The 26,447-nt window shown below is 51.5% G+C and carries 24 protein-coding genes, 1 tRNA gene and 2 pseudogenes; 17 read left to right on the top strand and 10 right to left on the bottom strand.

The genetic code is table 11. From position 1 onward, the window contains the following. Positions 1 to 40: 40 nt before the first annotated feature. Positions 41 to 490 (bottom strand): protein YidI, encoded by a 450-nt coding sequence (gene yidI / locus K0778_RS07375; RefSeq protein ID WP_000511289.1) that lies wholly within the window; start codon positions 488 to 490, stop codon positions 41 to 43. 107 nt (positions 491 to 597) lie between these two features. Here yidI and K0778_RS07370 point away from each other — a divergent pair, with 107 nt between their 5' ends. The 3 genes from K0778_RS07370 to K0778_RS07360 are packed head-to-tail and all read left to right on the top strand — an operon-like array spanning position 598 to position 1,791. After that, positions 598 to 945 (top strand): YidH family protein, encoded by a 348-nt coding sequence (locus K0778_RS07370; protein WP_063084833.1) that lies wholly within the window; start codon positions 598 to 600, stop codon positions 943 to 945. Next, positions 935 to 1,297 carry a DUF202 domain-containing protein gene (locus tag K0778_RS07365; RefSeq protein WP_001113432.1) on the top strand — a complete coding sequence of 121 codons (363 nt, stop codon included), beginning with the start codon at positions 935 to 937 and terminating at the stop codon, positions 1,295 to 1,297. The genes K0778_RS07370 and K0778_RS07365 overlap by 11 nt, the downstream gene beginning before the upstream one ends. After that, entirely contained in the window at positions 1,294 to 1,791 is a 498-nt protein-coding gene (locus K0778_RS07360) for a radical SAM protein (RefSeq protein WP_000148061.1), read from the top strand. The genes K0778_RS07365 and K0778_RS07360 overlap by 4 nt, the downstream gene beginning before the upstream one ends. Before the next feature lie 7 nt (positions 1,792 to 1,798). Here K0778_RS07360 and emrD read toward each other — a convergent pair whose 3' ends face one another. Then, entirely contained in the window at positions 1,799 to 2,983 is a 1,185-nt protein-coding gene (emrD, locus tag K0778_RS07355) for a multidrug efflux MFS transporter EmrD (protein ID WP_000828746.1), read from the bottom strand. A gap of 81 nt (positions 2,984 to 3,064) precedes the next feature. Between emrD and ysdE the strand changes: the two genes are divergently transcribed. Further along, the gene (gene ysdE / locus K0778_RS07350) at positions 3,065 to 3,139 is read left to right on the top strand and encodes a protein YsdE (RefSeq protein ID WP_211180519.1); all 75 of its coding nucleotides are present in this window, start codon (positions 3,065 to 3,067) and stop codon (positions 3,137 to 3,139) included. Between the two features lie 123 nt (positions 3,140 to 3,262). Here the strand turns inward: ysdE and tisB are convergent, their stop codons facing one another. Further along, positions 3,263 to 3,352 carry a type I toxin-antitoxin system toxin TisB gene (gene tisB, locus K0778_RS07345; protein WP_000060506.1) on the bottom strand — a complete coding sequence of 30 codons (90 nt, stop codon included), beginning with the start codon at positions 3,350 to 3,352 and terminating at the stop codon, positions 3,263 to 3,265. 564 nt (positions 3,353 to 3,916) lie between these two features. On the opposite strand from tisB, the gene ivbL reads away from it, so the two are divergent. From ivbL to uhpT, 7 genes are all read left to right on the top strand, one after another. Continuing rightward, positions 3,917 to 4,015: an ilvB operon leader peptide IvbL gene (gene ivbL / locus K0778_RS07340; protein ID WP_001312198.1), complete on the top strand. Its 99-nt coding sequence runs from the start codon at positions 3,917 to 3,919 to the stop codon at positions 4,013 to 4,015. A gap of 105 nt (positions 4,016 to 4,120) precedes the next feature. Continuing rightward, a complete protein-coding gene (ilvB, locus tag K0778_RS07335; RefSeq protein WP_061348785.1) occupies positions 4,121 to 5,809 on the top strand; it encodes an acetolactate synthase large subunit in 1,689 nt (562 codons plus the stop codon). A gap of 3 nt (positions 5,810 to 5,812) precedes the next feature. Beyond that, complete coding sequence (gene ilvN, locus K0778_RS07330; protein WP_001181706.1) at positions 5,813 to 6,103, top strand: acetolactate synthase small subunit; 291 nt, start codon at positions 5,813 to 5,815, stop codon at positions 6,101 to 6,103. A 73-nt stretch (positions 6,104 to 6,176) separates the two neighbouring features. Continuing rightward, the gene (gene uhpA, locus K0778_RS07325; protein ID WP_000633668.1) at positions 6,177 to 6,767 is read left to right on the top strand and encodes a transcriptional regulator UhpA; all 591 of its coding nucleotides are present in this window, start codon (positions 6,177 to 6,179) and stop codon (positions 6,765 to 6,767) included. Continuing rightward, the gene (gene uhpB, locus K0778_RS07320; RefSeq protein ID WP_001295243.1) at positions 6,767 to 8,269 is read left to right on the top strand and encodes a signal transduction histidine-protein kinase/phosphatase UhpB; all 1,503 of its coding nucleotides are present in this window, start codon (positions 6,767 to 6,769) and stop codon (positions 8,267 to 8,269) included. Before uhpA ends, uhpB begins: the two co-directional genes overlap by 1 nt. Positions 8,270 to 8,278: 9 nt before the next feature. Then, the gene (uhpC, locus tag K0778_RS07315) at positions 8,279 to 9,598 is read left to right on the top strand and encodes an MFS transporter family glucose-6-phosphate receptor UhpC (RefSeq protein WP_000936566.1); all 1,320 of its coding nucleotides are present in this window, start codon (positions 8,279 to 8,281) and stop codon (positions 9,596 to 9,598) included. Positions 9,599 to 9,735: 137 nt separating this feature from the next. Then, the gene (uhpT, locus tag K0778_RS07310; protein ID WP_063084832.1) at positions 9,736 to 11,127 is read left to right on the top strand and encodes a hexose-6-phosphate:phosphate antiporter; all 1,392 of its coding nucleotides are present in this window, start codon (positions 9,736 to 9,738) and stop codon (positions 11,125 to 11,127) included. Between the two features lie 45 nt (positions 11,128 to 11,172). On the opposite strand, the gene adeD is transcribed toward uhpT, so the two are convergent. Beyond that, the gene (adeD, locus tag K0778_RS07305; protein WP_001065695.1) at positions 11,173 to 12,939 is read right to left on the bottom strand and encodes an adenine deaminase; all 1,767 of its coding nucleotides are present in this window, start codon (positions 12,937 to 12,939) and stop codon (positions 11,173 to 11,175) included. Positions 12,940 to 13,113: 174 nt separating this feature from the next. Here adeD and adeQ point away from each other — a divergent pair, with 174 nt between their 5' ends. The 3 genes and pseudogenes from adeQ (at position 13,114) to nepI (ending at position 16,353) form a co-directional block, all read left to right on the top strand. Further along, positions 13,114 to 14,448, top strand: a complete 1,335-nt coding sequence (gene adeQ / locus K0778_RS07300; RefSeq protein WP_001403836.1) for an adenine permease AdeQ — start codon at positions 13,114 to 13,116, stop codon at positions 14,446 to 14,448. Positions 14,449 to 14,500: 52 nt separating this feature from the next. After that, complete coding sequence (locus K0778_RS07295; protein ID WP_001295241.1) at positions 14,501 to 14,953, top strand: DUF1198 domain-containing protein; 453 nt, start codon at positions 14,501 to 14,503, stop codon at positions 14,951 to 14,953. Positions 14,954 to 15,163: 210 nt separating this feature from the next. After that, a pseudogene (gene nepI, locus K0778_RS07290) lies at positions 15,164 to 16,353 on the top strand (purine ribonucleoside efflux pump NepI). Positions 16,354 to 16,393: 40 nt separating this feature from the next. On the opposite strand, the gene yicS reads toward nepI, so the two are convergent. After that, on the bottom strand, positions 16,394 to 16,687 hold the full coding sequence (gene yicS, locus K0778_RS07285) for a protein YicS (protein WP_000805509.1): 294 nt from the start codon (positions 16,685 to 16,687) through the stop codon (positions 16,394 to 16,396). 221 nt (positions 16,688 to 16,908) lie between these two features. Here yicS and nlpA point away from each other — a divergent pair, with 221 nt between their 5' ends. Continuing rightward, positions 16,909 to 17,727, top strand: a complete 819-nt coding sequence (nlpA, locus tag K0778_RS07280) for a lipoprotein NlpA (protein WP_001618963.1) — start codon at positions 16,909 to 16,911, stop codon at positions 17,725 to 17,727. A gap of 3 nt (positions 17,728 to 17,730) precedes the next feature. On the opposite strand, the gene K0778_RS07275 is transcribed toward nlpA, so the two are convergent. The 4 genes and pseudogenes from K0778_RS07275 to K0778_RS07265 form a co-directional block, all read right to left on the bottom strand. After that, positions 17,731 to 18,654, bottom strand: coding sequence for a carboxylate/amino acid/amine transporter (locus K0778_RS07275; protein WP_000535963.1), 924 nt, complete (start codon positions 18,652 to 18,654; stop codon positions 17,731 to 17,733). Between the two features lie 110 nt (positions 18,655 to 18,764). Beyond that, positions 18,765 to 19,949, bottom strand: coding sequence for a sugar efflux transporter (locus K0778_RS07270; protein ID WP_063084831.1), 1,185 nt, complete (start codon positions 19,947 to 19,949; stop codon positions 18,765 to 18,767). 396 nt (positions 19,950 to 20,345) lie between these two features. Then, a pseudogene (rhuM, locus tag K0778_RS27650) lies at positions 20,346 to 20,507 on the bottom strand (RhuM family protein); the annotation flags it as partial. Positions 20,508 to 20,585: 78 nt separating this feature from the next. Then, positions 20,586 to 20,680, bottom strand: a tRNA-Sec gene (locus K0778_RS07265). Positions 20,681 to 20,972: 292 nt separating this feature from the next. Here K0778_RS07265 and K0778_RS07260 point away from each other — a divergent pair. Together K0778_RS07260 and yicI are read left to right on the top strand one after the other, a co-directional pair. After that, on the top strand, positions 20,973 to 22,355 hold the full coding sequence (locus tag K0778_RS07260) for a glycoside-pentoside-hexuronide family transporter (RefSeq protein WP_000834439.1): 1,383 nt from the start codon (positions 20,973 to 20,975) through the stop codon (positions 22,353 to 22,355). Between the two features lie 9 nt (positions 22,356 to 22,364). Beyond that, positions 22,365 to 24,683: an alpha-xylosidase gene (gene yicI, locus K0778_RS07255; protein ID WP_000702898.1), complete on the top strand. Its 2,319-nt coding sequence runs from the start codon at positions 22,365 to 22,367 to the stop codon at positions 24,681 to 24,683. Positions 24,684 to 24,735: 52 nt separating this feature from the next. Here the strand turns inward: yicI and K0778_RS07250 are convergent, their stop codons facing one another. Then, entirely contained in the window at positions 24,736 to 26,445 is a 1,710-nt protein-coding gene (locus tag K0778_RS07250) for an AsmA family protein (RefSeq protein ID WP_063084830.1), read from the bottom strand. Positions 26,446 to 26,447 lie beyond the last annotated feature (2 nt).

Genomic DNA, 26,447 nt, shown 5'->3' with positions numbered 1-26,447 from the left:
TGCCCGCTGATGATCACCCGGCGGGCATTATTCAGGCTGCTTAAACCAGTGAACCGCCGGTCAGGAAGGAAAAGATAAGGAATATCAGCAAAATGCTGCACACGATGCCGATACCAAAAAGCAAGGTATGGAAAGCCAGCGTCCCGCCGCCAAAAACCAGCGCGCCGCGAATGCCCCAGCGATTTTCCTTACGCATACCGCCAATAAATGCGCAAAGTAGCGCAGCAATGGCCAGTGCGATACCGCTTTGATTGAGGATTTTATCGACATCTACGTCCTCTTTTTTCTCCACGGTGGTAATTTTTTCGCCTTTTATTCCGGCGAGAAGACCTCTTTTAATTTCAGCCGTTTTGTCCGCCACGATGCTTTCAAACGTTGGCGGTGGTGCGGAGAAAGGGCCGAATGAAAAGTGGATAATCCCCATCATTAAAGCGATGGCACCGAACAGCATGCCCAATGAACTGATTTTATTTTGAGCTATGATACCCATCTGACCTCCTTGTAGCGGATGGCAAAAGCATATCAGGAAACGGGCGGACGAAATTCTTAAAAAAACCGCTAAAGGTAGAGCGTTAGTGAAATTGCAAAGGAGCAACAATGAAAATTTCCCGCCTCGGAGAAGCGCCTGATTACCGCTTCTCGCTGGCTAATGAGCGTACTTTTCTGGCGTGGATCCGTACTGCACTAGGATTTCTGGCGGCGGGGGTTGGGCTTGATCAACTTGCGCCAGATTTCGCTACGCCCTTCATTCGCGAACTGCTGGCGTTGTTGTTGTGTCTGTTTTCCGGCGGGTTAGCGATGTATGGCTACTTGCGCTGGTTACGCAATGAAAAAGCGATGCGTCTGAAAGAGGACCTGCCCTACACCAACAGCTTATTAATCATTAGCTTAATATTGATGGTCGTGGCGGTGATCGTTATGGGACTGGTGTTGTATGCCGGATAGCCGCAAAGCCAGACGCATTGCCGACCCAGGACTGCAGCCGGAGCGCACATCACTGGCGTGGTTTCGTACCATGCTGGGCTACGGCGCGTTGATGGCGTTGGCTATCAAACACAACTGGCACCAGGCGGGCATGTTATTCTGGATTTCGATTGGCATTCTCGCCATCGTGGCGCTGATCCTCTGGCACTACACCCGTAATCGCAATTTAATGGATGTCACGAATAGCGATTTTTCCCAATTTCACGTAGTCCGTGACAAATTTTTGATCTCCCTCGCGGTGTTATCTCTCGCAATACTGTTTGCTGTAACGCATATACATCAACTTATCGTATTTATTGAGAGAGTCGCATGACAGGAAGTCAGGTCATTGATGCTGAAGAGGACAGGCATAAACTGGTTGTAGAGTACAAGGATGCTCTGCAACCTGCCGATTTTTATCACAATTTCAAACAGCGGGGCATCCGCTCCGTACAGCTCATTCCCTATCTTGAATTTGATGACCGGGGCGATCTGACGGCCGCTTCGGTGACAGCAGAGCTGTGGGGGAAATTTTTAATTGCCCTGTTCGAGTGTTGGGTGCGGGCAGATATCAGTCGTATCTCGATTGAGCTTTTTGACGCCACCTTACAAAAATGGTGTGGCAGCGAAAACCCGCAACCGCGCTGTGACTGCCAGGCGTGCGACTGGCATCGCCTGTGCCCGCACGCTCGGCAGGAGACGCCAGACAGCGTGCTTTGTGCGGGCTATCAGGCGTTTTATTCTTACTCCGCACCGCATATGCGGGTGATGCGTGATCTGATAAAGCAGCATCGTTCTCCCATGGAGCTGATGACGATGCTGCGGTGACGTGCGCTTAAACGGGCTGCCCCTGATGCGACATCCGCGTCGCCAGCGGCAGCCAGCACAGCACGATCAACAATCCCATTAAGGTCATCAACAACCCCAGGCTGCCCTGACCGGTTTGCGGCAACATCGCAGAGAGCGACGCCAGCACGCCGGAACCAATGTTTTGCAGACCGCCGACCAGCGCGCCAGCCGTGCCCGCCAGGAAGGGGAACGGCTCCATCGCGCCGCTGGTCGCCAGCGGAAACAGCATCCCGGCACCGAAAAAGAACAGCGCGGCGGGAACGAGCAGCGTCCAGACATTCATCACGCCAAACCAGTCGGGGATCCACATCAGCAAGCCAGCCAGCAGGCAGCAGATAACCGACTGCCACATTAACGTGGAGAAGCGTTTATTGGGACGTCCGGCAAACCATGCGCCAAAAAACGCTGCCGGAATCGGCAGAATAAACAAAATACTGACCGTCATACTGCTCAGCCCTAACACCGCGCCCATCAGCACGCCGGAGCAGGCTTCAAAGGCGGCAATCCCGGCCAGACCGCCAATCAGCATCAGCAAATAACAGTTAAAACCGCTGTTACCGAAAAGCGTTTTATAACTGGTAAGCAGGCGCGTGCGCGGTGCATCGACCGGACGCGTTTCCGGCATCCAGCGGGCCATACTGAAGGTCACACCAGCACAAAGAACCAACAAAAAGAGATAACAGGCGCGCCAGTTCCACATCGTATCCAGCAGACCGCCGATTAGCGGTGCGAGCAACGGACTGACGAGAATCCCCATGTTTAACAGGCTGTTAGCATGGCGCAACTGTGTCCGTTCATATAAATCTCGCGGTAAAGTACGCGCCATTACGCCGCCAACGCCGGTGCCCATCCCCTGCATCGCGCTGGCGGCAATCAACACCGTCAAACTGGAGGTCGTGACCGCGACCAGCGTTGCCAGCATAAAAATGGACATTCCGACGAGGATCACCGGTCGGCGGCCCACGCGGTCGGAAATCGGGCCATAAAACAGCTGTGAGACACCGTAAGTCAGCAGATAAGCGCCCATTACGCTCTGCACCGCCCCTTCACGGACGTTGAGATCGCGCGCCATATCGGCAATAGCTGGAATATAAATGGTTTGCGCCATCTGACCGACGGCCACGAGTAATACCAACATCAATAACAAATTGACGTTTCTTTGCCTTTTCATTATCACGGATGCTTTTATAAAAATAATTAGAATAAGTCACTACGCATTCCCATAAATGCGGGAGAGGAATCTATCACATTGATGAATGTTAGCCAGATATACGCCAGGAATGGGGAATTGTTTAGCGGCAGAATATGTAAACAAAAGCGGCAATAAATGTTGCCGGGAGAGATGGTAGGGCGGATAAGATGCGTCAGCATCGCATCCGACACCAACCCGCACGCTAAATATAAAAGGGGAGCGGTTTCCCGCTCCCCTTTGGTGCGACTTGAATCTGAATTACTTCAGGTATTTCAGAACAGCATCAAGCAGTTGCAGTGCTGCAACAATGAGTTTGAGGATAAGAATGGCGATATCCACCAGGCTCATACGCGTCTCCTGTGGTTCAGGAGCACTGCCAGCTGACGTACCTTTCCGCTGCCTGTTGCCAGCTGTTGTGCACGCGGTATCTCAAGGAGAAACGTTGTGCTTGTTGACATAACACAGTGTGCTCACGCGGGGTTAAGGCGCTGACGGCACCACCCGTTTCAGCCAGGACTTAGTGCGCCGGGTAACGATGCGGCCCCCGCATAACACATTGCGTACAGTGATATTATAGAAGTTTACTGTATAAATAAACAGTAATGTTTGGACAAAACGCAAACTGTGATCGATACTCAACTATGCACTAAATACGTCAAAATTCGTGCCGAAATTGCGCGTTCTGCGCGGAACACGTATACTTTCAGTGTTGACATAATACAGTGTGCTTTGCGGTTACCAGCCGCAGGCGACTGACGAAACCTCGCTCCGGCGGGGTTTTTTGTTATCTGCAATTCAGTACAAAACGTGATCAACCCCTCAATTTTCCCTTGCTGAAAAATTTTCCATTGTCTCCCCTGTAAAGCTGTGCTTGTATAAATATTGTTAAACACAAAACCAACAAGGTCCCCAATGACTACTTCCATGTTCAACGCAAAACTACTACCAACTGCGCCATCCGCCGCAGTGGTCGTCGTGCGTGTGGTGGTGGTCGTCGGCAATGCGCCGTAGGGACTGGAACAACACACGATTCCAAAACCCCGCCGGCGCAAACCGGGCGGGGTTTTTCGTTTAAGCACCTCCCGGAAAGTCGGCCCAGAAGAAAAGGACTGGAGCATGGCAAGTTCGGGCACAACATCGACGCGTAAGCGCTTTACCGGCGCAGAATTTATCGTTCATTTCCTGGAACAGCAGGGCATTAAGATTGTGACGGGCATTCCGGGCGGTTCTATCCTGCCTGTTTACGATGCCTTAAGCCAAAGTACGCAAATCCGCCATATTCTGGCTCGCCATGAACAGGGCGCGGGATTTATCGCTCAGGGAATGGCGCGCACCGACGGTAAACCGGCGGTCTGTATGGCCTGTAGCGGACCGGGTGCGACTAACCTGGTGACCGCCATTGCCGATGCGCGGCTGGACTCCATCCCGCTGATTTGCATCACTGGTCAGGTTCCCGCCTCGATGATCGGCACCGACGCCTTCCAGGAAGTCGACACCTACGGCATCTCTATCCCCATCACCAAACACAACTATCTGGTCAGACATATCGAAGAACTCCCGCAGGTCATGAGCGATGCCTTCCGCATTGCGCAATCAGGCCGCCCAGGCCCGGTGTGGATAGACATTCCTAAGGATGTGCAAACGGCGGTTTTTGAGATTGAAGCTCAGCCCGCGGTGGCAGAAAAAGCCGCTGCACCCGCCTTTAGCGAAGAAAGCATTCGTGACGCAGCTACAATGATTAACGCTGCCAAACGCCCGGTGCTTTATCTGGGTGGTGGTGTGATCAATGCGCCTGCGCGGGTGCGTGAACTGGCGGAGAAAGCGCAACTGCCTACCACCATGACTTTAATGGCGCTGGGCATGCTGCCAAAAGCGCATCCGTTGTCGCTGGGTATGCTGGGGATGCACGGCGTGCGCAGCACTAACTATATCTTGCAGGAGGCGGATTTACTGATTGTGCTCGGTGCGCGTTTTGATGACCGGGCGATTGGCAAAACCGAGCAGTTCTGTCCGAATGCCAAAATCATTCATGTCGATATCGACCGTGCAGAGCTGGGTAAAATCAAGCAGCCGCATGTGGCGATTCAGGCGGATGTTGATGACGTGCTGGCGCAGTTGATCCCGCTGGTGGAAGCGCAACCGCGTGCAGAGTGGCACCAGTTGGTAGCGGATTTGCAGCGTGAGTTTCCGTGTCCAATCCCGAAAGCGTGCGATCCGTTAAGCCATTACGGCCTGATCAACGCCGTTGCCGCCTGTGTCGATGACAATGCAATTATCACCACCGACGTTGGTCAGCATCAGATGTGGACCGCGCAAGCTTATCCGCTCAATCGCCCACGCCAGTGGCTGACCTCCGGTGGGCTGGGCACGATGGGTTTTGGCCTGCCTGCGGCGATTGGCGCTGCGCTGGCGAACCCGGATCGCAAAGTGTTGTGTTTCTCCGGCGACGGCAGCCTGATGATGAATATTCAGGAGATGGCGACCGCCAGTGAAAATCAGCTGGATGTCAAAATCATTCTGATGAACAACGAAGCGCTGGGGCTGGTGCATCAGCAACAGAGTCTGTTCTACGAGCAAGGCGTTTTTGCCGCCACCTATCCGGGCAAAATCAACTTTATGCAGATTGCCGCCGGATTCGGCCTCGAAACCTGTGATTTGAATAACGAAGCCGATCCGCAGGCTTCATTGCAGGAAATCATCAATCGCCCTGGCCCGGCGCTGATCCATGTGCGCATTGATGCCGAAGAAAAAGTTTACCCGATGGTGCCGCCAGGTGCGGCGAATACTGAAATGGTGGGGGAATAAGCCATGCAAAACACAACTCATGACAACGTAATTCTGGAGCTCACCGTTCGCAACCATCCGGGCGTAATGACCCACGTTTGTGGCCTTTTTGCCCGCCGCGCTTTTAACGTTGAAGGCATTCTTTGTCTGCCGATTCAGGACAGCGACAAAAGCCATATCTGGCTACTGGTCAATGACGACCAGCGTCTGGAGCAGATGATAAGCCAAATCGATAAGCTGGAAGATGTCGTGAAAGTGCAGCGTAATCAGTCCGATCCGACGATGTTTAACAAGATCGCGGTGTTTTTTCAGTAACCGCTCAAGGCTTGAACAACATCGCGCTTATCGTTAAGGTAAGCGCGTTTTTTTTACCCGCCAGGACAAGACCATGATCACCGTTGCCCTTATAGACGATCACCTCATCGTCCGCTCCGGCTTTGCGCAGCTGCTGGGGCTGGAACCTGATTTGCAGGTAGTTGCCGAGTTTGGTTCGGGGCGCGAGGCGCTGGCGGGGCTGCCGGGGCGCGGTGTGCAGGTGTGTATTTGCGATATCTCCATGCCCGATATCTCCGGTCTGGAGCTGCTAAGCCAGCTGCCGAAAGGTATGGCGACGATTATGCTCTCCGTTCACGACAGTCCTGCGCTGGTTGAGCAGGCGCTTAACGCGGGGGCACGCGGCTTTCTTTCCAAACGCTGTAGCCCGGATGAACTCATTGCTGCGGTGCATACGGTTGCCACGGGCGGCTGTTATCTGACGCCGGATATTGCCATTAAACTGGCATCCGGTCGTCAGGACCCGCTAACCAAACGTGAACGCCAGGTGGCGGAAAAACTGGCGCAAGGAATGGCGGTGAAAGAGATTGCCGCCGAACTGGGCTTGTCACCGAAAACGGTACACGTCCATCGCGCCAATCTGATGGAAAAACTGGGCGTCAGTAACGACGTAGAGCTGGCGCGCCGCATGTTTGATGGCTGGTGATGAAGACGTTGTTCTCCCGCTTAATTACCGTTATTGCCTGCTTTTTTATCTTCTCTGCCGCATGGTTTTGCCTGTGGAGTATCAGCCTGCATCTGGTTGAGCGCCCTGATATGGCGGTGCTGTTATTTCCGTTTGGTCTGCGTCTGGGGCTAATGCTGCAATGCCCGCGCGGATACTGGCCGGTGCTGCTGGGCGCGGAGTGGCTGCTGATTTACTGGCTAACGCAGGCGGTCGGTTTAACCCATTTTCCGTTATTGATGATCGGTAGTTTACTGACGTTACTGCCCGTAGCGCTGATCTCGCGCTATCGCCATCAGCGTGACTGGCGCACCTTGCTGTTACAGGGGGCGGCGTTAACGGCGGCGGCGTTGTTGCAGTCGCTGCCCTGGCTTTGGCACGGCAAAGAGTCGTGGAATGCGCTGTTGCTGACTTTAACTGGCGGCCTGACGCTGGCCCCGATATGTCTGGTGTTCTGGCACTATCTCGCCAATAACACCTGGCTGCCGCTCGGCCCGTCACTGGTTTCTCAGCCAATCAACTGGCGCGGGCGACATCTGGTCTGGTACTTGCTGCTGTTTGTTATCAGTCTCTGGCTCCAGTTGGGATTGCCGGACGAACTGTCGCGCTTTACGCCATTCTGTCTGGCGCTGCCGATTATCGCGCTGGCCTGGCACTATGGTTGGCAAGGGGCGCTGATTGCGACGTTGATGAACGCCATCGCGCTGATCGCCAGTCAAACCTGGCGCGATCATCCGGTGGATTTATTGCTCTCGCTGCTGGTGCAAAGTCTGACAGGGTTGTTGCTTGGCGCTGGCATCCAGCGGTTGCGTGAACTTAACCAGTCGCTGCAAAAGGAACTGGCGCGCAATCAGCATCTGGCTGAACGGTTGCTGGAAACCGAAGAGAGCGTGCGCCGTGATGTGGCGCGTGAGCTGCATGATGATATCGGTCAGACCATCACTGCTATTCGTACTCAGGCGGGCATTGTTCAGCGGCTGGCGGCAGATAACGCCAGCGTGAAGCAGAGCGGGCAGCTCATCGAACAACTATCGCTGGGCGTTTACGACGCGGTGCGCCGTTTGTTGGGTCGGTTACGTCCGCGCCAGTTGGATGATCTCACCCTGGAGCAGGCCATCCGCTCACTGATGCGGGAAATGGAGCTGGAAGGGCGCGGTATTGTCAGCCATCTCGAATGGCGAATCGATGAATCAGCGTTAAGCGAAAACCAGCGCGTGACGCTGTTTCGTGTCTGCCAGGAAGGGCTGAACAACATTGTGAAACATGCTGATGCCAGCGCGGTCACCCTGCAAGGCTGGCAGCAGGATGAACGGTTGATGCTGGTTATTGAAGACGATGGCAGCGGTTTGCCGCCGGGTTCCGGGCAACAAGGTTTTGGCCTCACCGGAATGCGCGAGCGCGTAACGGCGCTGGGTGGCACATTACACATTTCCTGTCTGCACGGCACGCGTGTCAGCGTTTCTCTACCTCAACGCTATGTCTAAGGTTTGATGATGTTGCCGTTTCTGAAAGCGCCTGCCGATGCGCCATTAATGACTGATAAATATGAAATTGATGCCCGCTATCGCTACTGGCGTCGGCATATTCTGCTGACCATCTGGCTGGGTTACGCGCTGTTTTACTTCACGCGGAAAAGTTTTAACGCCGCCGTACCAGAAATCCTTGCTAACGGCGTGCTCAGCCGTAGCGATATCGGCCTGTTAGCGACCCTGTTTTACATTACCTATGGCGTGTCGAAGTTTGTCTCCGGCATTGTCAGCGATCGCTCAAATGCCCGTTATTTTATGGGGATAGGGCTTATCGCCACGGGCATTATCAACATTCTGTTTGGCTTCTCGACGTCGCTATGGGCGTTTGCCGTACTCTGGGTGCTGAACGCCTTTTTCCAGGGCTGGGGTTCACCGGTGTGTGCGCGTCTGTTAACCGCCTGGTATTCTCGTACCGAGCGCGGCGGTTGGTGGGCATTATGGAACACGGCGCATAACGTCGGCGGCGCACTCATTCCCATTGTGATGGCAGCGGCTGCACTACATTACGGCTGGCGTGCCGGGATGATGATTGCTGGTTGTATGGCGATCGTCGTGGGAATTTTTCTCTGCTGGCGGCTGCGCGATCGCCCGCAGGCGTTAGGTTTACCGGCGGTCGGTGAATGGCGACACGACGCGCTGGAGATAGCTCAACAACAAGAAGGGGCAGGGCTGACGCGTAAAGAGATCCTCACCAAATATGTGTTGCTGAATCCGTATATCTGGCTGCTTTCGTTTTGCTATGTGCTGGTCTATGTGGTCCGGGCGGCGATCAACGACTGGGGCAATTTGTATATGTCCGAGACGCTGGGCGTCGATCTGGTCACGGCGAATACGGCAGTGACGATGTTTGAACTGGGTGGATTTATCGGTGCGCTGGTAGCGGGTTGGGGCTCGGACAAATTGTTTAACGGCAACCGAGGGCCGATGAATTTGATTTTCGCCGCCGGAATTTTGCTTTCAGTCGGCTCCCTGTGGCTGATGCCATTTGCCAGCTACGTGATGCAGGCAACCTGCTTCTTCACCATTGGTTTTTTTGTCTTTGGCCCACAGATGTTAATCGGTATGGCGGCGGCAGAGTGTTCCCACAAAGAGGCGGCAGGGGCGGCGACGGGGTTTGTCGGCTTGTTTGCTTATCTGGGGGCGTCGCTTGCTGGTTGGCCGCTGGCGAAAGTACTCGATACCTGGCACTGGAGCGGATTTTTTGTGGTTATCTCTATCGCCGCCGGGATTTCCGCACTGCTGTTACTGCCCTTTTTGAACGCCCAGACACCGCGCGAAGCGTGATGCATCTCACCTTTTCACTTCATATCCGGCAAAACTAAGAAATTTTCCAGGTTTTGCCTGGACGCTATCTCAGGCCTGATTTGCTGCTGATTTTTACAATGCATGCCTCACGCAGGTATTCATTTCAGGAGTAACCCATGCTGGCTTTCTTAAACCAGGTTCGCAAGCCGACCCTGGACCTTCCGCTCGAAGTGCGGCGCAAAATGTGGTTCAAACCGTTCATGCAATCCTACCTGGTGGTCTTTATCGGCTACCTGACGATGTACCTGATTCGCAAGAACTTTAACATCGCGCAGAACGATATGATTTCGACCTACGGGTTGAGCATGACGCAGCTGGGGATGATCGGCCTGGGTTTCTCCATCACTTATGGCGTGGGTAAAACGCTGGTTTCCTACTACGCCGACGGCAAAAACACCAAACAATTCCTGCCGTTCATGCTGATCCTCTCTGCTATTTGTATGCTGGGCTTCAGTGCCAGTATGGGCAGCGGCTCGGTTAGCCTGTTCCTGATGATTGCCTTCTACGCCTTAAGCGGCTTTTTCCAGAGTACCGGCGGTTCGTGCAGTTACTCCACCATCACCAAATGGACGCCGCGTCGTAAACGCGGGACATTCCTCGGTTTCTGGAATATTTCTCACAACCTTGGCGGTGCAGGCGCAGCAGGTGTGGCGCTGTTCGGGGCAAATTACCTGTTCGATGGCCATGTCATCGGCATGTTTATCTTCCCGTCGATTATCGCGCTGATTGTCGGTTTTATCGGCCTGCGTTACGGCAGCGACTCCCCGGAATCTTATGGCCTCGGCAAAGCTGAAGAACTGTTCGGCGAGGAGATCAGCGAAGAGGACAAAGAGACAGAATCTACCGATATGACCAAGTGGCAGATCTTTGTTGAGTATGTGCTGAAAAACAAAGTGATCTGGCTGCTGTGCTTCGCCAACATTTTCCTCTATGTGGTACGTATTGGTATCGACCAGTGGTCAACCGTATACGCGTTCCAGGAACTGAAACTCTCTAAAGCGGTGGCGATTCAGGGCTTTACGCTGTTTGAAGCTGGTGCGCTGGCCGGTACGCTGCTGTGGGGCTGGCTCTCTGACCTGGCGAACGGTCGCCGTGGCCTGGTGGCCTGCATCGCGCTGGCGCTGATTATCGCCACGCTCGGTGTGTATCAACATGCCAGTAACGAATATATCTATCTGGCTTCTCTCTTTGCGTTGGGTTTCCTGGTCTTTGGCCCGCAATTGTTGATTGGTGTGGCTGCTGTTGGCTTTGTACCTAAAAAAGCGATTGGCGCTGCCGATGGTATTAAAGGCACCTTTGCTTACCTGATTGGTGACAGCTTTGCCAAGTTAGGTCTGGGAATGATTGCCGATGGGACGCCGGTATTCGGCCTTACCGGCTGGGCAGGCACCTTCGCCGCGCTGGATATCGCCGCGATTGGTTGTATCTGCCTGATGGCGATAGTGGCGGTAATGGAAGAACGCAAAATCCGCCGCGAGAAAAAAATTCAGCAGTTGACAGTGGCATAAACGTAACTGGTGACTTTTGCCCGGCATGACGCCGGGCTTTTTTTATTATTCCGTGACTTCCAGCGTAGTGAAGGCAAACTTCTCGCCATCAAATAGCCCCTGACTGGTTAGTTTTAGCGCGGGGATCACTGGCAGAGAAAGAAACGCCATCTGAATAAACGGCTCATCGGGTAACGGACCGCATTCACGGGCGGCGGCTTTCAAGGCGTCAATTTGTTCCGCCAGCGACTGCGCCGTGTCGGTGCTCATCAGCCCGGCAATGGGTAACGGCAGATGACTTTGTACCTGGCCGTTACGTACCACGCACAGCCCGCCGCCATCCTGAATCACCTGATTGACCGCCAGCGCCATCTCTTCGGCACTGCGACCGATCACCACAATATTATGGCTGTCATGGCTGACTGTCGCAGCCAGCGCGCCTTCATTCAGGCCAAAGCCGCCGAGCAAACCACAAGCCGGAGCCAGCCGTTGCCCGTAACGCTCAAGTACGGCAATAAAGCTCACATCATCGCGATCAAAACCATTTTCGCTGTAGACGCTGGAGTGGGAGTGCGTAATCAATTCGTTATGGATGACGTCAATGACCCGATAGCGTTTTCCGGGCGTAAATTGCAGGGCAAAGTCGCTGGCGGAAACTGGCTGGCGGGCAATGGTGTTGCCATATGGCGGAGCGGATTGTGCCAGTCTCGCCGACTCTTCCGCCTGTAAGGTTTGCGCATCAATCGGCTCGCCTTTCACCAGTACCTGCTGCACCGTGACCTTACGCGCATCGCTCAACAGGACGATATCGGCCTGCTTGCCGGGTGCCAGTAAGCCGAGGTGATTCAGACCAAAGTGGCGCGCCGTCGACCAGCTGGCGACGCGATATGCCACATGCAGCGGCACATTGTGTTGTTCGATCAGGCGGCGAATTAAGGCATCGATGTGTCCTTCATGGGCGATCTCCCACGGGTTACGGTCATCGGTACAGAGCATGCATTGCGGGCTGTTAAATTCGTTGATCAACGGTGCCAGCGCGTTGAGATTGCGGGCAGCGGACCCTTCGCGGATCATCAACGACATGCCGAGTTGTAATTTCCGGCGTCCTTCTTCCAGCTGATAACTTTCGTGGCAGTTTTCAATACCCGCAGTAATATAGGCGTTAAGTTCTTTACCACCCAAACCTGGGCAGTGACCGTCCAGCGTCAGGTGGCGAAATGCATCCAGTTTATCGAGCAGCGCATTCTGCCCGCTAATTACGCCAGGGTAGTCCATCATTTCTGCAAGGCCGGTAACCTGCGGATGGTCCCGCCAGGCGAGCATCTGTTCAAGGGTAAAACTGGCACCGTTAACATCGCAGCCTTCCAGGGCGGGTACGCAAGAGCTGACCTGTAAGTACTGGTTTTGCCTTGCCTGTTCGGCACAGCGGGCAAACCAGGCGAATCCGGCTTCTCCCATCACGTTGACGATTTCATGAGGGTCGCAAATAACGGTCGTCAGGCCGCGCGGCAGGGTAGCGGTTTCAAAAGTGACCGGCGTCATCATGCTGGATTCAATATGCAGGTGAGCATCAATAAACCCTGGCACCGCCGTTGCGCCGCGAGCATCAATCCGCTGCAAAGCCGGAGCATCAGCGTATTCTGCGCCAACACCGGCAATGTAACGTCCTTTAATCACAATTGGGCCGGAAATTTCTCCGCCATTGATCAGGTCGAGAATAGAGACATTATCAATAATATAATCGGCAACAGCGTCGCCACGGGAAACGGCTAACAATTCCTGGTATTCAGCCCGGCTAATGTGATGAAATTTATGGTTAATAGAATTATTCATATTTTTCTCATTTTGATTTTATCAATTTGATTATTATTTATCATAAAGAAACGTCGCGAGATTATTAAAGAATATCCATTAATGTGCAATTGAAATGTGATAATTATCACTGAACCGTTGTTGTCATTTGTTTTACAAAAGCAAGGGATTAAATCTCCTCCAATGGACAAAAAAATGAATAATGACAATACCGATTACGTGAGTAATGAATCAGGGACGCTTTCGCGATTATTTAAACTACCTCAGCATGGGACCACCGTCCGCACAGAATTGATTGCGGGGATGACCACTTTTTTAACCATGGTGTACATCGTTTTTGTGAACCCGCAAATCCTCGGCGCGGCACAAATGGACCCGAAAGTGGTGTTTGTTACCACCTGTTTGATTGCCGGTATCGGCAGTATTGCGATGGGGATATTTGCTAACTTACCCGTGGCGCTGGCTCCGGCAATGGGGCTGAACGCCTTCTTTGCCTTCGTGGTCGTGGGGGCGATGGGCATCTCCTGGCAGACCGGGATGGGCGCAATATTCTGGGGCGCAGTTGGACTATTTTTGCTCACGCTGTTTCGTATCCGGTACTGGATGATCTCCAACATTCCCTTAAGTTTACGTATTGGTATCACCAGCGGAATTGGATTATTTATCGCCTTAATGGGATTAAAAAATACTGGCGTTATTGTCGCCAATAAAGACACGCTGGTGATGATTGGCGATTTAAGTTCTCACGGCGTGTTGTTAGGTATTTTAGGGTTTTTTATTATAACCGTGTTGTCATCACGTCATTTTCATGCCGCGGTGCTGGTTTCTATTGTGGTGACGTCTTGCTGTGGATTATTTTTCGGTGATGTTCATTTTAGCGGCGTCTATTCCATTCCGCCTGATATTAGCGGCGTCATTGGTGAAGTAGATTTGAGCGGCGCGTTAACACTTGAACTCGCCGGTATCATTTTCTCCTTTATGCTGATCAACCTATTTGATTCATCAGGAACATTAATTGGTGTAACTGATAAAGCGGGCTTAATAGATGGTAACGGTAAATTCCCCAATATGAATAAGGCGCTGTATGTTGATAGCGTCAGTTCGGTGGCGGGTGCGTTTATCGGCACCTCGTCTGTTACTGCCTATATTGAAAGTACTTCTGGTGTGGCAGTCGGTGGCCGCACGGGGCTGACTGCGGTTGTGGTTGGCGTTATGTTCCTGTTGGTTATGTTCTTCTCACCGCTGGTGGCGATAGTTCCTCCTTACGCAACCGCCGGAGCGTTAATCTTTGTTGGCGTGCTGATGACTTCGAGCCTGGCGCGCGTTAACTGGGATGATTTTACCGAATCGGTGCCTGCGTTTATTACCACGGTGATGATGCCCTTTACTTTCTCGATCACCGAAGGGATTGCACTCGGCTTTATGTCGTACTGCATCATGAAAGTATGCACCGGGCGCTGGCGCGATCTGAACCTGTGTGTGGTGGTGGTCGCAGCTCTGTTTGCACTGAAGATTATTCTGGTGGATTAGTAACTGGCGAGGGTTTCCAGATATCATGAGTTCTGATTACGCAGGAGAACTCATGATCTGGATAATGCTCGCCACGCTGGCGGTAGTGTTTGTGGTTGGTTTTCGGGTGCTGACATCCGGGGCCAGAAAAGCGATTCGCCGTCTCAGCGATCGGCTGAACATCGATGTCGTACCCGTGGAGTCGATGGTCGATCAAATGGGAAAGTCAGCTGGTGACGAATTTTTACGTTATTTGCATCGTCCGGATGAGTCGCACCTGCAAAACGCCGCGCAGGTGTTGCTCATCTGGCAAATTGTCATTGTCGATGGTAGCGAACAGAACCTGCTGCAATGGCATCGGATTTTACAAAAAGCTCGCCTCGCCGCGCCGATTACCGACGCTCAGGTCAGGCTGGCGCTAGGTTTTCTGCGCGAAACCGAACCTGAAATGCAGGATATTAATGCTTTTCAGATGCGCTATAACGCGTTCTTTCAGCCTGCCGAGGGCGTTCACTGGTTGCATTGAAACCGTTTCGTCTTATCAGCCTACAGACCGCGCCTGACCTGTCGGGTGGATAAGACGTTCACGCCGCATCCGGTAATCTTTGCCCTGTTCCGTTTCGATCTTAACTCCAGCTCAAGCAACACCGTAAAAGTTGCAAAAACGTTAAATGCGTCACACATTTCAATGTTAAAGTGGTCGGCTTTTCCCCTGAAACATGCCACGGGTAACACCATGAGTGAATTTATTGCCGAAAACCGCGGCGCGGATGCCATCACCCGACCGAACTGGTCAGCCGTTTTCTCGGTGGCGTTTTGTGTCGCCTGTCTGATTATCGTTGAGTTTTTGCCCGTCAGTTTGTTGACGCCAATGGCCCAGGATTTAGGCATTTCGGAAGGGGTTGCCGGGCAATCGGTGACCGTGACCGCCTTTGTGGCAATGTTTGCCAGTTTGTTTATTACCCAGACAATTCAGGCTACTGACCGCCGCTACGTTGTTATTTTGTTTGCCGTTTTGCTGACGCTCTCCTGCTTGCTGGTTTCCTTTGCTAACTCATTCAGTTTGCTTTTAATCGGTCGTGCCTGTCTGGGGCTGGCGCTGGGCGGGTTCTGGGCGATGTCGGCGTCGCTGACCATGCGTCTGGTGCCGCCGCGTACGGTGCCGAAGGCGCTGTCGGTGATCTTCGGCGCGGTTTCTATTGCGCTGGTGATTGCCGCGCCGTTGGGCAGTTTTTTAGGCGAGCTTATCGGTTGGGCAATGTCTTTAATGCGGCGGCGGTGATGGGCGTGCTGTGTATTTTCTGGATTATCAAATCATTGCCTTCACTGCCAGGCGAACCCTCGCATCAGAAACAAAATACTTTCCGCTTATTACAACGTCCGGGTGTGATGGCAGGGATGATCGCCATCTTCATGTCTTTCGCCGGGCAGTTTGCTTTCTTCACGTATATTCGCCCGGTGTATATGAACCTGGCGGGATTCGGCGTGGATGGCTTAACGCTGGTGCTGTTGAGTTTTGGTATCGCCAGCTTTATTGGTACGTCGCTTTCGTCGTTCATTCTTAAACGTTCGGTAAAACTGGCCTTAGCAGGCGCGCCGTTAATACTGGCTGTGAGTGCGTTGGTACTGACGTTGTGGGGAAGCGATAAAATCGTTGCTACCGGCGTGGCGATTATCTGGGGGCTAACTTTTGCATTGGTTCCCGTCGGCTGGTCAACGTGGATCACCCGCTCGCTGGCCGATCAGGCAGAAAAAGCCGGGTCTATTCAGGTGGCGGTTATTCAGCTTGCTAATACCTGTGGCGCGGCAATCGGCGGTTATGCGCTGGATAATATTGGTCTGACTTCGCCGTTGATGTTGTCCGGCACATTGATGTTGCTGACTGCATTGTTGGTTACTGCAAAGGTGAAAATGAAGAAATCCTGATATCAGGTAAAGAAGCGTTGGTCAGTAGTTGTTGCTGTTCTTACATATCCGGGCATTCTACCTTACCCAACGCTTCCCAATAATTGCTCTGATTATTACGTTCCATCGCCACGATGGCCTCGCGTATATGTTGTTTATTGTTTTCATCTGACAACATTAACTTTTCCCACGCTTCATCTGATAATGACGCCTGTGGCGTGCAAATTTTACGTAAATCTTGTAATACCGTGGTTTTCTCTTTTGCGGACTGCAGTGAGCTAAAAGGCGACTCGGCGTATACGATGCCTGGCATAGCGAAAAAAGTGAAAATAAGCAGTAGTGTCGTTGGTTTCATGGATTCAACCTTTTACAAATGTGTATCGAATGAAGCATAAGTGTAGTTTGCTTTCATCGCTCTCATCATGCTGTACGAAACGCGCTTGCGTGGTCAGTAAGAAGTGCCAGACTTTATATTCCACTTTTATTCCTTTTTATTCTTATCGATAGCGTTTCGTTTTTTAAACCGCAGCGACCTTACCGCTATAGTCAGGTAATCATTAATAAAAGGATAAAAAAATGAAACTGACAACACATCATCTACGGACAGGGGCCGCATTATTGCTGGCCGGAATTCTGCTGGCAGGTTGCGACCAGAGTAGCAGCGATGCAAAACACATTAAAGTTGGCGTTATAAATGGCGCAGAACAAGATGTCGCGGAAGTCGCTAAAAAGGTGGCAAAAGAGAAATATGGCCTCGATGTTGAACTGGTAGGATTTAGCGGTTCGTTGCTACCGAACGATGCGACAAATCATGGCGAACTTGATGCGAATGTCTTCCAGCATCGACCCTTTCTTGAACAAGATAATCAGGCGCATGGTTATAAACTGGTAGCGGTGGGAAATACGTTTGTCTTCCCTATGGCGGGTTATTCCAAAAAAATCAAAACCGTGGCGCAAATAAAAGAAGGCGCGACAGTGGCGATCCCCAACGACCCGACCAACCTTGGTCGCGCACTTTTACTGTTGCAAAAAGAGAAGCTAATTACTCTGAAAGAGGGAAAAGGGTTATTACCTATCGCGCTGGATATAACCGATAATCCTCGTCATTTGCAGATTATGGAACTCGAGGGGGCGCAGCTCCCGCGCGTACTGGATGATCCCAAAGTTGATGTGGCGATTATCAGCACCACTTACATTCAGCAGACCGGGCTTTCTCCGGTGCACGACAGCGTATTTATTGAAGATAAAAATTCGCCGTATGTGAATATTTTGGTGGCACGGGAAGATAATAAGAATGCAGAAAACGTGAAGGAATTTCTGCAATCTTATCAATCATCCGAAGTCGCTAAAGCGGCAGAAACCATCTTTAACGGTGGCGCGGTGCCTGGCTGGTAATTCTCACTCATCCCGCGCCGGACGATTTATTTTTCTGGCGCGGCGACGGGAATCCATTGAAATCAAAATTACCGATGACAGAATCAGCAGCGTTCCCAGCCAGTCCGGTAATGTGAACGTGATCCCCAGCAACAGCAAAGAGAGTAGCGCGCTACTTAATGGTTCTGCACAGCTCAAAATGCTGGCTTTTGGACCGCCAATTAATTGTGCTCCTTTCAGGTACAGACTAAATGTCAGGGACGTACCAATGACGATCAAATAAAAAAACGCCAAAATCAAACTGCCGTTAACGACAAAGTTTGTCCCTTGTCTGGCATAAAAAGGCAACAGAATCAGACCGCCGATCAGCATACTCCAGCCGACGACAGACAACGTGCCATAGCGGGCAATTAGCGTTGAGGGATAGGTGGTATAGAATGCAGCAGCAAATGCCGAGGCAATGCCCCAGAACAACGCGGCAGGAGAGATCGATAATGACGTCGGATTACCGTGTGTCACCAATAAAAAAGTCCCGACCAGCGATGTCAAAATAGCGCAGAAAACCAGAATGCCCGGGCGCGATTTACGCACCAGTGAGAACCAGGCGACGATAATCGTCGGTGAGAGGAATTGCAGCACCGTTGCCGTGGCTGCGTTCGATTTTTCGATGGTTAGCAAAAAAGTGAGCTGTACAGTTAGCGCGCCAACCACGGAAAAAATCAGCAGGCTAATGGCATCTTTATGATTGTTAATAATAGAAAAGATTTTATCGCCATGAACAAATGACAGCGTCAGTAGAATCAAACCGGCGAATATCAAACGCGTCATAGTCAAAAACTGCGACGACATCTGGCTTTGCTCCATGATGTATTGCGCGCAGACCCCTGAACTTCCCCACAACACGGCGGCAATCAGAACGTTCAGCATCCCCTTTCTGGTGGAACCCATTTTTCCCTCTGCATACTGTTTTGTCGTTTATGTATGCAGGCATGATAGCAAAAATGGCGAGGATGGCTCTGTTTGCGCCACGCCGATTTTTCTTAGCCCAGACTGGTGAGCTAAATATCTTTAATAAACAGCAGGCAAATCATCGCAATACCCAACATCCCTATCGCCAGCCAGAACAACGCATGGTAGCTCCAGATTTCAACCATAATTCCGTCAACAGAGCCGGCGATAATCCAGCCGACGCGTGAAGTATTTGCATATAACGTTGTCGCAGAGCCTATTTTTTCAGGCATCAGGTCCTGAAAATAAAGCATGCCGATACCACAGAGAATACCAAGGAAGATGGCATTAAGAATTTGCAATTCCAGCTCAACCGCCGGAGTCGTCGCCATGAGTACGCTGGCGTAAAAACACATTCCACTCACGATAGCAATGAGCATTAATAGTCGCTTGCCAATACGTTTCATGTAATAGCCTGTGATTAACATCATCGGAATTTCCAGACCGGCAGCGATACCAATCATTTCCCCAGCCAGTTTATCGGTTAGATGCAGTTCATCAATAATAAATAGCGGCATATTTATCATGTAGAGATTATTCGCCGCCCACATCATTGAACAGACCACAAAAAGTAGCCGCGTATCCCGCTTCCTGTGGGTGGAGGGTAAAATTTCTACGGGTTGGGTAACGACAGGAATATTTCTTTGTATTGATGGCAAAAACAACCAGACTATCAGTCCGCAAACAACAAATGCGATGGCAGCGGTGAGATACATCACTTTAAAACTAAATCCCATTGCCAGTTCATAAGCGAGCGGTGGCCCGATAACCCAGGCAAGCGAGATCTGAGCACGTAAAAATGTACTGAACATGACCGTCTCACGGCCTGTTCTGTCGGCGTGTTCACGGGCGAGGGCGAACATTTGCGGGTTTGCGGTGGAAGCAAAACTACTCAGAAGTACGCCCGTTGAGAGGAGAATGAAGTAGTTGCGATTCCACGCAAAAAGCGTGCAGGCCAGCACTCCAAATAAGCAACATAGCAGAATCAGTAATTTACGGTCGCCTTGTTTATCGGAGTGCCTTGCCAGAAATTGACTGACCAGAATTCCCATAATAGCGCTACCGGTGAAGAAAAAACCTACCATTATAGGACGGGCTTTCAGTTCATCTGCGAGGAATATACTTAGGGTAGGAGTCTGAAGAGCGCCCGCAATACCCGTCAGAAAGGCGACAAGTAAAAATGCCGCGGCAGTGAGATCAAGTATTTTTGATGGAGTGGTAGCCGTTTTTTGCATTCTTCTGAATCACCGGGCGAAAAAATATAACTGAGTTACAAATAAGTACCAGTCGAATGAGTATTGTATTAAGAATTTTTGAGTATCGCTGAGACAACCAGAAAGCAATGCTAGCGCAATATTATAGGGCCAGCAATTGAGATTATTAGTAAAAGCATGTTAAGAATTAATTACCGAATTTATATATTAATTATAGTAAGGCAATGAGCTATTTTTGATAGTAAAAATAAAACAAGTTGATTTGATATATTAAATGAACAAATTAATCTTGATGGCAGTCTGATTATTGGTGAAGTTTATAGTCAGTTTTTTTCGCCAGCGGTTAAAGAAATAGAATAGTCGTATAAAAAAGGGTGTTCTGGGGCGAGTAAAACAACATCTTCACCTTAATGGCGATACAGTTGGCTGAGAGTCAGCAGGGGGGCAAATCACCTGCAAATAAACACGGCGCATACTGGCGTGAATATCGCGGATGCGTTCGAGGACAGAAGAACCGACAGGCGGATTCTTCAGCCGCTCATCGTCCATCACAAAACCTTAGACCAGGTATTCCTGAAGCCGATTGAATATTGAGCAGTAGAAAATATCTGGATTGACAGTATTACAAGGGGTTGGAGAACGTCAGGAGAGGCATTTTGGCGGAAGATCACAGGAGTCGAACCTGCCCGGGACCGCTGGCGGCCCCAACTGGATTTGAAGTCCAGCCGCCTCACCGGAGACGACGATCTTCCGCGCCTCGATTGCTACATGGAGGCGGGGCGCATTATAGCTACTTCCTTGAGTTTCTACATCCCCCAGATCAGTTTTTTCCGCCTAATACACGCAGCGTATTATCACGAAAGCATTATAGTTCATATAAAACCCATATTTTACAATGATATATGAGCGGAATTAACGCTACCACGATCACATAAAACAAGAATCATAAATTAATAACCAGATATCGGAATATTCGCTCTCACAGGGATGGTTTACAAAATGCGTTATCGGTCTCAGCACCCCTATAGCATCGAGGAAAAGCAGATGAAGAGTGAAGTGTTGTCCGTTAAAGAGAAAATTGGTTATGGCATGGGAGACGCCGCCAGCCACATTATTTTCGATAACGTAATGTTATATATGATGTTCTTTTATACCGATATTTTTGGCATTCCTGCCGGTTTTGTCGGAACCATGTTTTTGGTCGCTCGTGCACTGGATGCGATTTCCGATCCTTGCATGGGGTTGTTGGCCGATCGAACGCGCTCTCGCTGGGGTAAATTTCGTCCGTGGGTACTGTTTGGCGCACTGCCATTCGGGATCGTCTGTGTACTGGCCTATAGCACGCCAGATCTCAGTATGAACGGCAAAATGATCTATGCAGCAATTACTTACACCCTACTTACCTTACTTTATACCGTCGTCAATATCCCTTACTGCGCATTGGGTGGTGTAATCACCAATGACCCGACTCAGCGTATCTCGCTGCAATCCTGGCGTTTTGTGCTGGCGACCGCGGGAGGCATGCTTTCTACTGTTCTGATGATGCCACTGGTTAATTTAATTGGCGGTGATAATAAACCACTCGGTTTCCAGGGCGGTATCGCGGTCCTTTCCGTGGTGGCATTCATGATGCTGGCATTTTGTTTCTTCACCACTAAAGAACGCGTTGAAGCACCACCTACAACAACGTCTATGCGGGAAGATTTACGTGATATCTGGCAAAACGACCAGTGGCGGATTGTCGGTTTACTAACCATTTTCAATATCCTGGCGGTGTGCGTACGCGGTGGGGCGATGATGTATTACGTCACATGGATTTTGGGCACGCCGGAAGTGTTTGTCGCTTTTCTCACCACTTATTGCGTGGGTAACCTGATTGGTTCCGCACTGGCAAAACCTCTGACCGACTGGAAATGTAAAGTCACTATCTTCTGGTGGACGAACGCCCTGCTGGCAGTGATTAGCCTCGCGATGTTCTTTGTTCCCATGCAGGCCAGCATCACTATGTTTGTCTTCATCTTCGTGATTGGTGTGTTGCATCAACTGGTGACACCTATCCAGTGGGTAATGATGTCCGATACCGTCGACTACGGCGAGTGGTGCAATGGTAAACGCCTGACCGGGATCAGTTTTGCTGGCACACTGTTTGTGCTCAAACTGGGGTTGGCCTTCGGCGGCGCTCTTATCGGCTGGATGCTGGCTTATGGCGGATATGATGCGGCAGAAAAAGCGCAGAACAGCGCCACGATTAGCATCATTATTGCGCTATTCACGATTGTTCCGGCGATCTGTTATTTGCTGAGCGCGATTATCGCTAAACGCTACTACTCACTCACGACGCACAATCTGAAAACCGTTATGGAACAGCTGGCTCAGGGTAAACGCCGTTGCCAGCAACAATTCACCTCTCAAGAAGTGCAGAACTAAGGAACGGCAATGAAAATTAGCGATGGAAACTGGTTGATTCAACCTGGCCTCAATTTGATTCACCCGCTTCAGGTGTTCGAGGTTGAACAGCAGGATAATGAAATGGTGGTCTATGCTGCCCCCCGTGATGTACGTGAACGTACCTGGCAGCTTGACACGCCTTTATTTACGCTGCGCTTTTTCTCCCCACAGGAAGGTATTGTCGGTGTGCGGATTGAGCATTTTCAGGGGGCGCTGAATAACGGTCCTCATTACCCGCTCAATATTTTGCAGGACGTGAAGGTCACAATCGAAAACACAGAACGTTATGCTGAGTTTAAAAGTGGCAACTTAAGCGCGCGTGTCAGCAAAGGTGAGTTCTGGTCACTGGATTTTCTGCGCAACGGCGAACGTATTACCGGTAGTCAGGTGAAAAATAATGGCTACGTGCAGGACACGAATAATCAACGCAATTATATGTTTGAGCGGCTTGATCTTGGCGTTGGCGAAACAGTTTACGGTCTGGGAGAGCGCTTTACTGCCCTGGTGCGCAATGGCCAGACGGTAGAGACCTGGAACCGGGACGGCGGCACAAGTACTGAACAGGCGTATAAAAATATCCCGTTCTACATGACTAACCGTGGTTATGGGGTACTGGTCAATCATCCCCAGTGTGTCTCTTTTGAAGTGGGATCGGAGAAAGTCTCCAAAGTGCAGTTCAGCGTTGAGAGTGAATATCTCGAATACTTTGTTATCGACGGCCCGACGCCGAAAGCGGTACTTGATCGTTATACCCGCTTTACTGGTCGTCCGGCGCTGCCGCCCGCGTGGTCCTTCGGCCTGTGGCTAACCACTTCATTTACCACCAACTACGACGAAGCGACGGTAAACAGCTTTATCGATGGTATGGCGGAACGCAATCTGCCGCTGCATGTTTTCCACTTTGACTGTTTCTGGATGAAAGCCTTCCAGTGGTGCGATTTTGAGTGGGACCCGCTGACTTTCCCTGACCCGGAAGGGATGATCCGCCGCCTGAAAGCGAAAGGGCTGAAAATCTGCGTCTGGATTAACCCCTATATCGGTCAAAAATCCCCCGTCTTTAAAGAGTTACAAGAGAAAGGCTATTTACTCAAACGCCCGGACGGTTCGCTATGGCAGTGGGATAAATGGCAGCCAGGTCTGGCGATTTATGACTTTACCAATCCGGATGCCTGCAAATGGTACGCCGACAAACTGAAAGGTCTGGTCGCGATGGGCGTTGATTGCTTTAAGACCGACTTTGGCGAACGTATCCCAACTGATGTTCAGTGGTTTGACGGTTCCGATCCGCAGAAAATGCATAACCATTATGCGTACATCTACAACGAACTGGTGTGGAACGTGCTCAAGGACACCGTTGGTGAGGAAGAAGCTGTCTTGTTTGCCCGCTCGGCCTCCGTCGGTGCGCAGAAATTCCCGGTACACTGGGGTGGCGATTGTTACGCTAACTACGAATCAATGGCGGAAAGCCTGCGCGGTGGTTTGTCTATTGGCCTTTCAGGTTTTGGCTTCTGGAGCCACGATATCGGCGGCTTTGAAAATACCGCTCCGGCGCACGTTTACAAACGCTGGTGCGCGTTTGGTTTGCTCTCCAGCCATAGCCGTTTGCACGGTAGCAAATCTTATCGTGTGCCGTGGGCCTACGATGATGAGTCCTGTGATGTGGTGCGCTTCTTCACGCAACTGAAATGCCGCATGATGCCGTATCTGTATCGTGAAGCTGCGCGTGCGAACGCGCGGGGTACGCCGATGATGCGGGCCATGATGATGGAGTTCCCGGACGATCCGGCTTGTGATTACCTTGACCGTCAATACATGTTAGGCGACAACGTGATGGTTGCGCCGGTGTTCACTGAAGCGGGCGATGTGCAGTTCTACCTGCCGGAAGGTCGCTGGACACACCTGTGGCACAACGATGAACTCGACGGTAGTCGCTGGCATAAACAGCAGCACGGCTTCCTGAGTCTGCCCGTTTATGTGCGTGATAACACTCTACTGGCGCTGGGCAACAACGATCAACGTCCCGATTACGTGTGGCACGAAGGCACGGCATTCCACCTCTTTAATCTGCAAGACGGGCATGAAGCCGTCTGTGAAGTGCCCGCTGCTGACGGATCGGTGATCTTTACTTTAAAAGCAGCACGTACTGGCAACACGATTACTGTGACTGGTGCGGGCGAGGCGAAGAACTGGACACTGTGCCTGCGCAATGTTGTGAAAGTAAATGGTCTGCAAGACGGTTCGCAGGCTGAAAGTGAGCAGGGGCTGGTGGTGAAGCCTCAAGGGAATGCGCTGACAATTACGTTGTAATCTATTGATGGAATGCCGGGTACGTCTGAGTCGTACCCGGCGAGATTGATGTTTACCGCACCGGCTCCGTCGATGTAACTTCACCGCTGGAAACGATGCCAGCATTCATGGTTTGAGTCACTTGCTGCTTTGCGGCGTTCACGGCATGCAATTGCCCGCTAACCGTAGGTTTCAACGGGACATTGGCCTGAATATCGCCACTGGCGGTAAGCTGAATATTGCCGTCGCCAGTCAACGGTAATTTAGGCCATCCCCACTGTTGCAAAATATTCACCGGCACACCGCGTCCATTCAGGCTGATATGTGTCTGACGTTGTGGCGTTTGTGAAACACTGGCGGTGGCTTCCAGAATGCCTTTTTCAGTAAATGCACTCAGTTCGCTGATATTCACCGTGCTGCTGTTGGCGATCAGCGCCAGCGACGGGCGACGAACATCAACACGATTGAATGTCGCGGCGGCGGCATTCAGATTCGCCGAGCCACTCCAGACGCCCCATTTATGATCGGTAACCAGCGTCAGGTTGGCACCGTAACCATCGAGCGCGGTGAGCTGCCACGGGAAGTCAGGGTCGATATCAATGATCAGATTGCGGCTGGCGCTAAATCTCTTCAGTTGCAGGCTGTTTAACCAACCGGGTGTCGTTTCCATCCACAACTGTTGCCAGTTTTTCGGCAAGGTATATTCCAGCCCGGCAATTGCCGCATCATCAAGGATCAACGTTTTCCCGTCACGCAGCCAGTTCCCTGACGTTCTGACCATACCCCCTTCCCAGCGGCTGGTGAACTGGCGCAGCGCTACGCCCTGCGGGGAAAATTCCGTGTTTATAATCGGGTCAAATAAATGCAGCGAACCATAAATGAACTCGCTAGCGTTCATCGACAGTTTGCCTTCCTGTGTCTGCCAGTCATCTTTACTGAAGGTCATGTTGCGCAAGCTGAGATCGAGGTCGGTCACCGCCCAGTCCGGACCTTGCAAACGAGCATCGATCACTTCCAGGCGACCAATCTGCAACGACGGGACAGAGCGTAATGGCGCAAAGAAGTCGGTTAGCGATTTTTCGCTTTGTAGACGTATATCCGCCATGCGCAGGTTTTCCACTTGCCAGCTGCCGTCGGCGTTACGCTGCGCGTTTCCGGTTAATGTCCCGCGGGCGATGTCGGCACCCAGGTTAGTCAGCGTAACGCGATCGTTATCAATACTGCCTTCAATCAGTACATTGGTGGCAGGAACATCATTGAGCGAAAGCGATCCGGCACTAAACTGAATCTGCGCCTTCGTACCCAGCACTTTACCGGCTTTTGGTGACCACGGAACTACGCCGCCATTTACCCGCTGCGCGCTCAGTTTCCATTCGCTATTCGGGCTATTAAACGCCATATCACGCAGTTGCAGACGATCGGCTTTGAACGGTAGCGGCGCGGTCTGGTCGGTGAGATTCAGCGTCCCGTTTTCCAGCAGGATGGTATCGACATGGCGTGGTTCGGTCAGTTGCCGACTGCTTAGCGCAATGTCGACACTTTTGGCCACCAGGGTCGCGGGCTGGCCATCACGACCAAACGTGACGTTCTCCAGCACGATATGAGATGGCGCGGAAAAACGGTGATCCATCGCCCCGAAGGCCAGATGATAGTCGCTATTCTCGGAAACCCATGCGCTGATATGTTCTGCTCCCCAGCGGGTTTGCAGAAGAAAATAGAGGCCAGCGATCGCCACTAACAGAGCGATGAGAATGTAGAGAAGCAGCTTCCCAATAAATTTCATGG

It is taken from the genome of Escherichia sp. XD33 (assembly GCF_019375075.1).
GTDB classification, from domain to species: Bacteria; Pseudomonadota; Gammaproteobacteria; order Enterobacterales; family Enterobacteriaceae; genus Enterobacter; species Enterobacter flexneri_A.
This window is presented reverse-complemented; position numbering and strand designations above follow the sequence as displayed.

What these genes read in the sequence shown, in the direction of transcription:
- yidI (WP_000511289.1), bottom strand. Translation starts at nt 490, where the DNA reads ATGGGTATCATAGCTCAAAATAAAATCAGTTCATTGGGCATGCTGTTC.
- K0778_RS07370 (WP_063084833.1), top strand. Translation starts at nt 598, where the DNA reads ATGAAAATTTCCCGCCTCGGAGAAGCGCCTGATTACCGCTTCTCGCTG.
- K0778_RS07365 (WP_001113432.1), top strand. Translation starts at nt 935, where the DNA reads ATGCCGGATAGCCGCAAAGCCAGACGCATTGCCGACCCAGGACTGCAG.
- K0778_RS07360 (WP_000148061.1), top strand. Translation starts at nt 1,294, where the DNA reads ATGACAGGAAGTCAGGTCATTGATGCTGAAGAGGACAGGCATAAACTG.
- emrD (WP_000828746.1), bottom strand. Translation starts at nt 2,983, where the DNA reads ATGAAAAGGCAAAGAAACGTCAATTTGTTATTGATGTTGGTATTACTC.
- tisB (WP_000060506.1), bottom strand. Translation starts at nt 3,352, where the DNA reads ATGAGCCTGGTGGATATCGCCATTCTTATCCTCAAACTCATTGTTGCA.
- ivbL (WP_001312198.1), top strand. Translation starts at nt 3,917, where the DNA reads ATGACTACTTCCATGTTCAACGCAAAACTACTACCAACTGCGCCATCC.
- ilvB (WP_061348785.1), top strand. Translation starts at nt 4,121, where the DNA reads ATGGCAAGTTCGGGCACAACATCGACGCGTAAGCGCTTTACCGGCGCA.
- ilvN (WP_001181706.1), top strand. Translation starts at nt 5,813, where the DNA reads ATGCAAAACACAACTCATGACAACGTAATTCTGGAGCTCACCGTTCGC.
- uhpA (WP_000633668.1), top strand. Translation starts at nt 6,177, where the DNA reads ATGATCACCGTTGCCCTTATAGACGATCACCTCATCGTCCGCTCCGGC.
- uhpB (WP_001295243.1), top strand. Translation starts at nt 6,767, where the DNA reads ATGAAGACGTTGTTCTCCCGCTTAATTACCGTTATTGCCTGCTTTTTT.
- uhpC (WP_000936566.1), top strand. Translation starts at nt 8,279, where the DNA reads ATGTTGCCGTTTCTGAAAGCGCCTGCCGATGCGCCATTAATGACTGAT.
- uhpT (WP_063084832.1), top strand. Translation starts at nt 9,736, where the DNA reads ATGCTGGCTTTCTTAAACCAGGTTCGCAAGCCGACCCTGGACCTTCCG.
- adeD (WP_001065695.1), bottom strand. Translation starts at nt 12,939, where the DNA reads ATGAATAATTCTATTAACCATAAATTTCATCACATTAGCCGGGCTGAA.
- adeQ (WP_001403836.1), top strand. Translation starts at nt 13,114, where the DNA reads ATGAATAATGACAATACCGATTACGTGAGTAATGAATCAGGGACGCTT.
- K0778_RS07295 (WP_001295241.1), top strand. Translation starts at nt 14,501, where the DNA reads ATGATCTGGATAATGCTCGCCACGCTGGCGGTAGTGTTTGTGGTTGGT.
- yicS (WP_000805509.1), bottom strand. Translation starts at nt 16,687, where the DNA reads ATGAAACCAACGACACTACTGCTTATTTTCACTTTTTTCGCTATGCCA.
- nlpA (WP_001618963.1), top strand. Translation starts at nt 16,909, where the DNA reads ATGAAACTGACAACACATCATCTACGGACAGGGGCCGCATTATTGCTG.
- K0778_RS07275 (WP_000535963.1), bottom strand. Translation starts at nt 18,654, where the DNA reads ATGGGTTCCACCAGAAAGGGGATGCTGAACGTTCTGATTGCCGCCGTG.
- K0778_RS07270 (WP_063084831.1), bottom strand. Translation starts at nt 19,949, where the DNA reads ATGCAAAAAACGGCTACCACTCCATCAAAAATACTTGATCTCACTGCC.
- K0778_RS07260 (WP_000834439.1), top strand. Translation starts at nt 20,973, where the DNA reads ATGAAGAGTGAAGTGTTGTCCGTTAAAGAGAAAATTGGTTATGGCATG.
- yicI (WP_000702898.1), top strand. Translation starts at nt 22,365, where the DNA reads ATGAAAATTAGCGATGGAAACTGGTTGATTCAACCTGGCCTCAATTTG.
- K0778_RS07250 (WP_063084830.1), bottom strand. Translation starts at nt 26,445, where the DNA reads ATGAAATTTATTGGGAAGCTGCTTCTCTACATTCTCATCGCTCTGTTA.